This is a genomic window from Mesorhizobium sp. ORS 3428, assembly GCF_001854785.1.
Lineage (GTDB): Bacteria > Pseudomonadota > Alphaproteobacteria > Rhizobiales > Rhizobiaceae > Mesorhizobium.
The window spans coordinates 1-5,448 of record NZ_MDFL01000036.1 but is presented as its reverse complement, the minus strand read 5'-3'; the positions used below and the strand labels follow the sequence as shown (position 1 = coordinate 5,448).

5 protein-coding genes are annotated in these 5,448 nt (G+C 60.0%); 2 read left to right on the top strand and 3 right to left on the bottom strand.

Features of this window, described 5'->3' with window-relative positions:
- The 3 genes from ORS3428_RS05580 to ORS3428_RS05575 all read right to left on the bottom strand — a co-directional run.
- Nucleotides 1-449 (bottom strand): MucR family transcriptional regulator (locus tag ORS3428_RS05580; protein WP_071095342.1); only part of this gene is annotated, 449 nt, incomplete at its 3' end.
- Nucleotides 450-523: 74 nt separating this feature from the next.
- Nucleotides 524-859: a hypothetical protein gene (locus ORS3428_RS32935; protein WP_131802842.1), complete on the bottom strand. Its 336-nt coding sequence runs from the start codon at nucleotides 857-859 to the stop codon at nucleotides 524-526.
- Nucleotides 860-1,691: 832 nt separating this feature from the next.
- Entirely contained in the window at nucleotides 1,692-4,544 is a 2,853-nt protein-coding gene (locus ORS3428_RS05575) for a phospholipase D-like domain-containing protein (protein ID WP_071095341.1), read from the bottom strand.
- Nucleotides 4,545-4,907: 363 nt separating this feature from the next.
- Between ORS3428_RS05575 and ORS3428_RS05570 the strand changes: the two genes are divergently transcribed.
- Both ORS3428_RS05570 and ORS3428_RS33730 read left to right on the top strand, forming a co-directional pair.
- Nucleotides 4,908-5,108, top strand: coding sequence for a hypothetical protein (locus ORS3428_RS05570; RefSeq protein WP_040986767.1), 201 nt, complete (start codon nucleotides 4,908-4,910; stop codon nucleotides 5,106-5,108).
- A 105-nt stretch (nucleotides 5,109-5,213) separates the two neighbouring features.
- Nucleotides 5,214-5,448, top strand: a 235-nt coding sequence (locus ORS3428_RS33730) for a hypothetical protein (RefSeq protein ID WP_210185683.1), incomplete at its 3' end; no start/stop codon positions are given.

The window sequence follows — 5,448 nt, the reverse complement described above, 5'->3', positions numbered from 1 at the left end:
TACCTAGATTTGCGTRCCGCCGACTTCCTTTCGGGTTTGCTGACAGCCTTGTGGCCGAGACCGCTCGACTTCGCCAGCGCCGACCGTTGGGCCGCATAGTTCGGCGCTACCATGGGGTAGTCGGGCTTCAATCCCCATTTCTCGCGATATTCGTTGGGCGTCAGGCCGTAGTGGACGTTGAGATGCCGCTTAAGCGATTTGAATTTCTTGCCGTCCTCTAGGCAGATGATGTGGTCGGGAAACACCGACCGCTTCGGATTAACCGCAGGCGCTTGGGCTGGCTTCTCTGGCTCGACCGCTTGCCCAAGATTCGACAATGACGAATTCACGCTTGCGATAAGCTCTGGCAGTGACGCGGTGGGAACKGCGTTTTTGCTGACATAGGCAGATACAATATCTGCCGTAAGTTCAATCAACAGGCCTCGGCTATTTGCGGTGTCCTCGTGCATTCAATTACTCCTATTCCGTGACAACACGGGGAACGCTTTTACCGGCTTTGTCGAGGAAGGCCAGCGTGATCTGCTTATGTCGGCGTTAGTCCACCGCTTTTGGCTATCGCAGCAGAAGATTCATTGAAGGCTTTAATGATCCGATAGAACTGCATTTGCAGCAGCCGACCAGTTTGGCAATTCCTGCTGGGCCGAGGCCGTCGGCAAGCAGTACCATGATAATTCCTGTCAAGCCGCTGTTTGCCACCTAGGGTGATCGTTCGCACCTTCTCCCAGTGGGTGCCCTGCTTCCGTTCGAATTCGGCGAGGACGACCCGGGCGATCTCGATCACATCAGTGGCGCCGAAGCCATGGCGAGCGATCATGGCCGCATCAAGCGCGCCATAGAGATTGACGGACAGCTTGATCACATCCCCTTTTAGCCCCAGTTCCGCATCCCGTGCGTGTGCAGCCGAATCCTCTCTTGGAGCGAACGCACCGAGATCTTATCCTGGTCGTCCTTGATGGCCTCGCTGTCCACCATGCGCTGAACGAAAAAGGCCTCTGAAGGCTTTGGGACGGCCGTCAGGCATGCGGCACCTGAGGCAGCAGCACTCCTGTGCCCAKTCCGTCGCCGGAAGTGTCAAAAGCATGCCTGGAGGATCTCGGCGTGATGTTGGTTATGTCGCCTTTATCTCCCTCCCGTCGTGCCCCAGGCGGACTTGAAGTCCGTAGCTCGCGAAGCAGGCGGGGATGACCACGGGGTCGACGACGCGAAGCGCGTTCAGCACCGCCTGTACCGCTCTTGGAATTTCGCAGCACCTTCCCTAGCGACTGCCAATGCCTCCTTCTGGAATTCAGCATGAGCGGCCGGATCGACGCCTAAAGCCGTGACCTGGAATGCCGAGCGCTGGCGCTTTGGGAGGACGACAGCGAATTGGAGGTTTGCGACTCAAAGGTGTTTCCCTCCAGGAACTGAAGCAGACGCTCTACCGTATTTGAACGGAAACGTGTGCGTCACCACAAGCGCGCGCATATCGGCCAGCAGCGGCGTCGTTTCCTTCTCGAGCGCAGCTCCAGCGAACTTTCCCGCACTCCGGTAGTCCAGGCCTGATCCTTCTTTCACCTTCACGGCTTCTGGAACATCGTCGGGCGGCAGCGAGAATCCCGCATCGCGGAGTATCCGCTCTGAGCCATCGCGGTTTCCGCCGTCCCGTTCGACGGCTCGCCGACACCGCTTGCGACGGGCGCCTGCTCAGCCGATCAACGCCCGAGGATTTCGGACAGCGGAACTGCGACGTAACCTGGATGCGGCGTCGTCTCGTTGGCTGCAGTGACGACTATCGGCATCGGCAGYGACTCGTCGATCTTGGCCGGCCCGATTCGATCCCAGTCGTAGAGAAAGACTTCCTGATAGAACTTGGCGATGTCGCGGTCATAGAAGATCATGCTGGCGTCGCGATTGAATCCGGTGCCGGCCGTTGTCCAGTTGTGACTCCCGACCAGCACCGCTTCGCCGTCGATGATGATGCCTTTAGTATGGCAATTGTTCTGCTTGCGAATCTTGTTGGTGTCAAAACCGTAGTCCTTCGCGCTGCTGATTGTGTCACGGTCGTCCGGGCCGAACGAGCGGAAGATGATACGGACATCGCGGCCCGCCTTCTGCTGCGCCAAAAGCGCATCCAGCAGCTTCCGGTAATCGTCGCCCACGGTCTTGGTGTTGAAGCTCTGGTTCTGAAAGTAGATCGTGCTCTTCGCTGATTGGATAAACGGCAGTACCATGTCGATGTAATTGTCGGGCGTCAGGACGGGCTGCACGTCTATCTCGCGGGTGTCGGTTAAAGGTTGGAAGTAGCGCGGTTTCGCTGCTGCTTCATCGACGGTTAGGTCCGCGGGCACCCATACCAGCGGCTCGCCCGCGACAGTCTCCGGCGCTGCCTTCGCCTCCTCTAGATCGCGCAGGATATGAGCTTCGAAGAGCTGGCTTAAATCCTTGTCTTCGAGCACGACATGCCATTCGCGGTTGTAGAGCCTGAGCGCGCTCGCGTCCGCAGGGTTGGCGAGCGGCGCTACGTCAGGCTGGTTCGAGCTCTGCCAATTGCCGCTCGACAGCCACATGGCGGCCCGGTCGCGAACGGCGACCTTGATGTGGTAGGCGGAATCGAAGATGCCCGCCTTGCCTACGCTCGCGGGCGCAAAGTTGAACTTGTCGCCTTTCTCCTCGCGTATCTTGTCCACCGCCTCATAGTCGGTGAAGTCGCCGGCGTGTACCTTGCCACCCATCTGCAGCACAAGAGACATGGTCTCGGCCTTGTTCTTGACCGCGTCCAGTACGCCTTTCAGCACGTTGACGGCGCCGAAGTCGTACATCGCCACCACCAGCGACTTTGTCGTCGACGCAAGGAAAGGCCCTAGCACGGGCCAGCTTGCGTCCGGTCCCGTATGCACCGTGAACGTCGTCGTCGTCTTCCGCCTCGTAAGCGGCAGGTCTGGCCGCTTCTTATAACTGGTGTGCCAGGCCGGAGGTGCCTCGTCGCCATAACTGAGTCCCATGAGATCGGCGGTCGAGGCGACCGTCACGTCCGTCCGGACACCATCGACGTACGAGGGAAGCGGCACGACGCCACGCGACTCGAGCGCGCCGAGATCGACCTTGCGCCTGACCGCAATCACCACCGCGCGCTCGTCCGTGATCTCGCCGTTTTCGAAGCGGTAGCCTGGCTTGACCGCGACCACGTCTTCCCGGTTCGCGAGCAGGGCGCGGGCCGTGCGCACGGCGGCTAGCGTCATTTCCCGGGTGGGCGGAGGACTTCCGGGCGGCGGCGCCGAAGTCGCGGGGCCAAGACCGGGACCAGGAGTTTGCGCCGAACCATGCATTGGAACCRCAGCAGCAAGCGTCGGCAACGCCCCATCGTCGATCTCCACCGTAATCTTGAGCGGCACCGTGAACGTGACTCCCCCACGCCCCGGGTTTTGATTGCTTCCCCCGCCGCTATTGTCGGCCATGACGATTCCTCCAGTGTTTTCCAACAGGCCGCGAGCGCGCGCGAGGCAGCGCTTGAGCTGGTCGATCGGGACTGCGTCGTTTTCAATGAATTCAATGCCACGATAATGTAGCGCGACCACCTGCCCGGTGCCGATGTCTATGACAGGCGAGCCGGAGTTTCCCCCAAGGGTCGAGCATGAATGGGTGATGTTGTCGTCGCCGACGCCGAGCAAGTTCCCCACCRCCACCCGCTTTTTGTCGTAGATGCCTCCGAAGATTTTGTTGGCGAGCTGTTGATCCGAGAACCGGATGTCGCTGGCCGGATACCCGACCACGGCAACGGGCAGCTTCGCAGGAGGCGGTTCGCTGGCCAATTGCAATTTCACCCTGCCGACAGCGGAAGACATCTGCGCAAGCTTTAGGAAGGCGATATCCGGCAGGCCGTCAGGGGCCACCCAGACGATGCGCTCGACGGTGACGGGGTCGGTAGCCGCGCTCCCGTATTCCTGGAGAAAGTCGATATYGGCGCCGATAGGCGTACGCGCGTCGAAGCCTAGCTTGAAGGTGAAGCCTGCCCCGCTGGTTTGGGCAAAGAGATTGGCGACATGCCGGTTCGTGATCACCAGCCCGTCGTCGATCACCCAGGCCGTCCCGACGAACGGGTTGTCGAAATTGCTCACGTCGACGCGGCCGATCGAGGCCATGCTGCGGTTCAGCAACGGCGCCTTGGCCGTTAGAATCTGCCGCCACGCCGTCGCCTCGGCTCGGGCGCTGCCGATATCGATCGCGTTGTTTTGGACGAGGAAGACCGGCGTGCCCACGGCGAACACGATGGTTTCGTCATTAGTGACGGGCGGTGGGGGCTGCGCCGGAGCGGCGGCCGCGGGTGGGGGCGCCGATCCAGGTCCGGGCGGCCCTCCGGCTAGCGCCACGCCTTCGTCAACCAATCGAGGTGTCGTCGCCGAGAAATTGCCATAGCGGGCATTCATCGCTTTGGTGGCATCGGCTACCCACTGCGGATGCTCGAACTCATTCTGTACTTGGCTAATATTCGCCAGCACTTCAGGAGCGCTCGCGTCAGCTATTTGCCTCGCCACGCTTCGCAGTCGTTGTGAGTCGGCGACGGTCATTCTTTGTTCCCCTCCCCCGCAGCCCATAGGGAATTGTAAAGAAACCCACGCAGATCTTCCGATCGCTACGCCGTTAGTCGGCGTAGATTCTGATCCAACTCCAATTTCCAATATGATACCCGCTGAGCGTAGTCTAGTTATTACAGGATACATCAGGCGAGACTGAAATACTAGAAGGCATTGTTCAGAAAGCAAGCCATGGCGCCGCGCAGGCTGATCCGACAGTCTTTCCGGCTAGGGGCACGCACCACGGACGTGGCGCCGAAGGGCAACTCGTCCTGCCGCAGATAGAAGGCACCGCCAGCCGCTTGAATTCGCCTGAGCGAAAACAGGTATGTGGACCGGCTGGCGTGGGGGAACTGAATGGATATCCATCTGGTTGCGGACACCAACCTGTTCTTCGAGTGCAAGCCACTCGAGCAGCTGCCGTGGCAAGAGCTCGGCTACGATCCGGTCGTAATCCTCCTGGCGAAAGCCCGGATGAGATCGACAAGCACAAGAATGCCAACAGCCGCACGCGCGATCGCGCGCTCGAAATATTTCGGCGCATCCGCCAAATGCTGAAGACTTGGGTGTCGGAGTCTGAAATCCGCGCACCCTCGCCAAGGGTGGTGTTGCGGCGCATGCCCAGCGTGAAGCCGGATATCGCGCTGGAGGAGCATCTCGACTATGTCTTATGAACGACGAGAGCTGGCGGCGTCTCCGATGGAAACGGCCGACGCCAAACGATCAAGGAACTCAAGAAGGAAATGGACGCCTATCGGGCCAAGAGCCAAGGATTTCGATTGGCGCCTGCGAAACCGTGGACAGTTCAAACACAATATGCGCAACCAGAAAGGTCGCGGTCCCTCTAACGAAACGGAAATCGGGGGATTTCTGGCGGCACCCAAGCTCAAGCATGCCC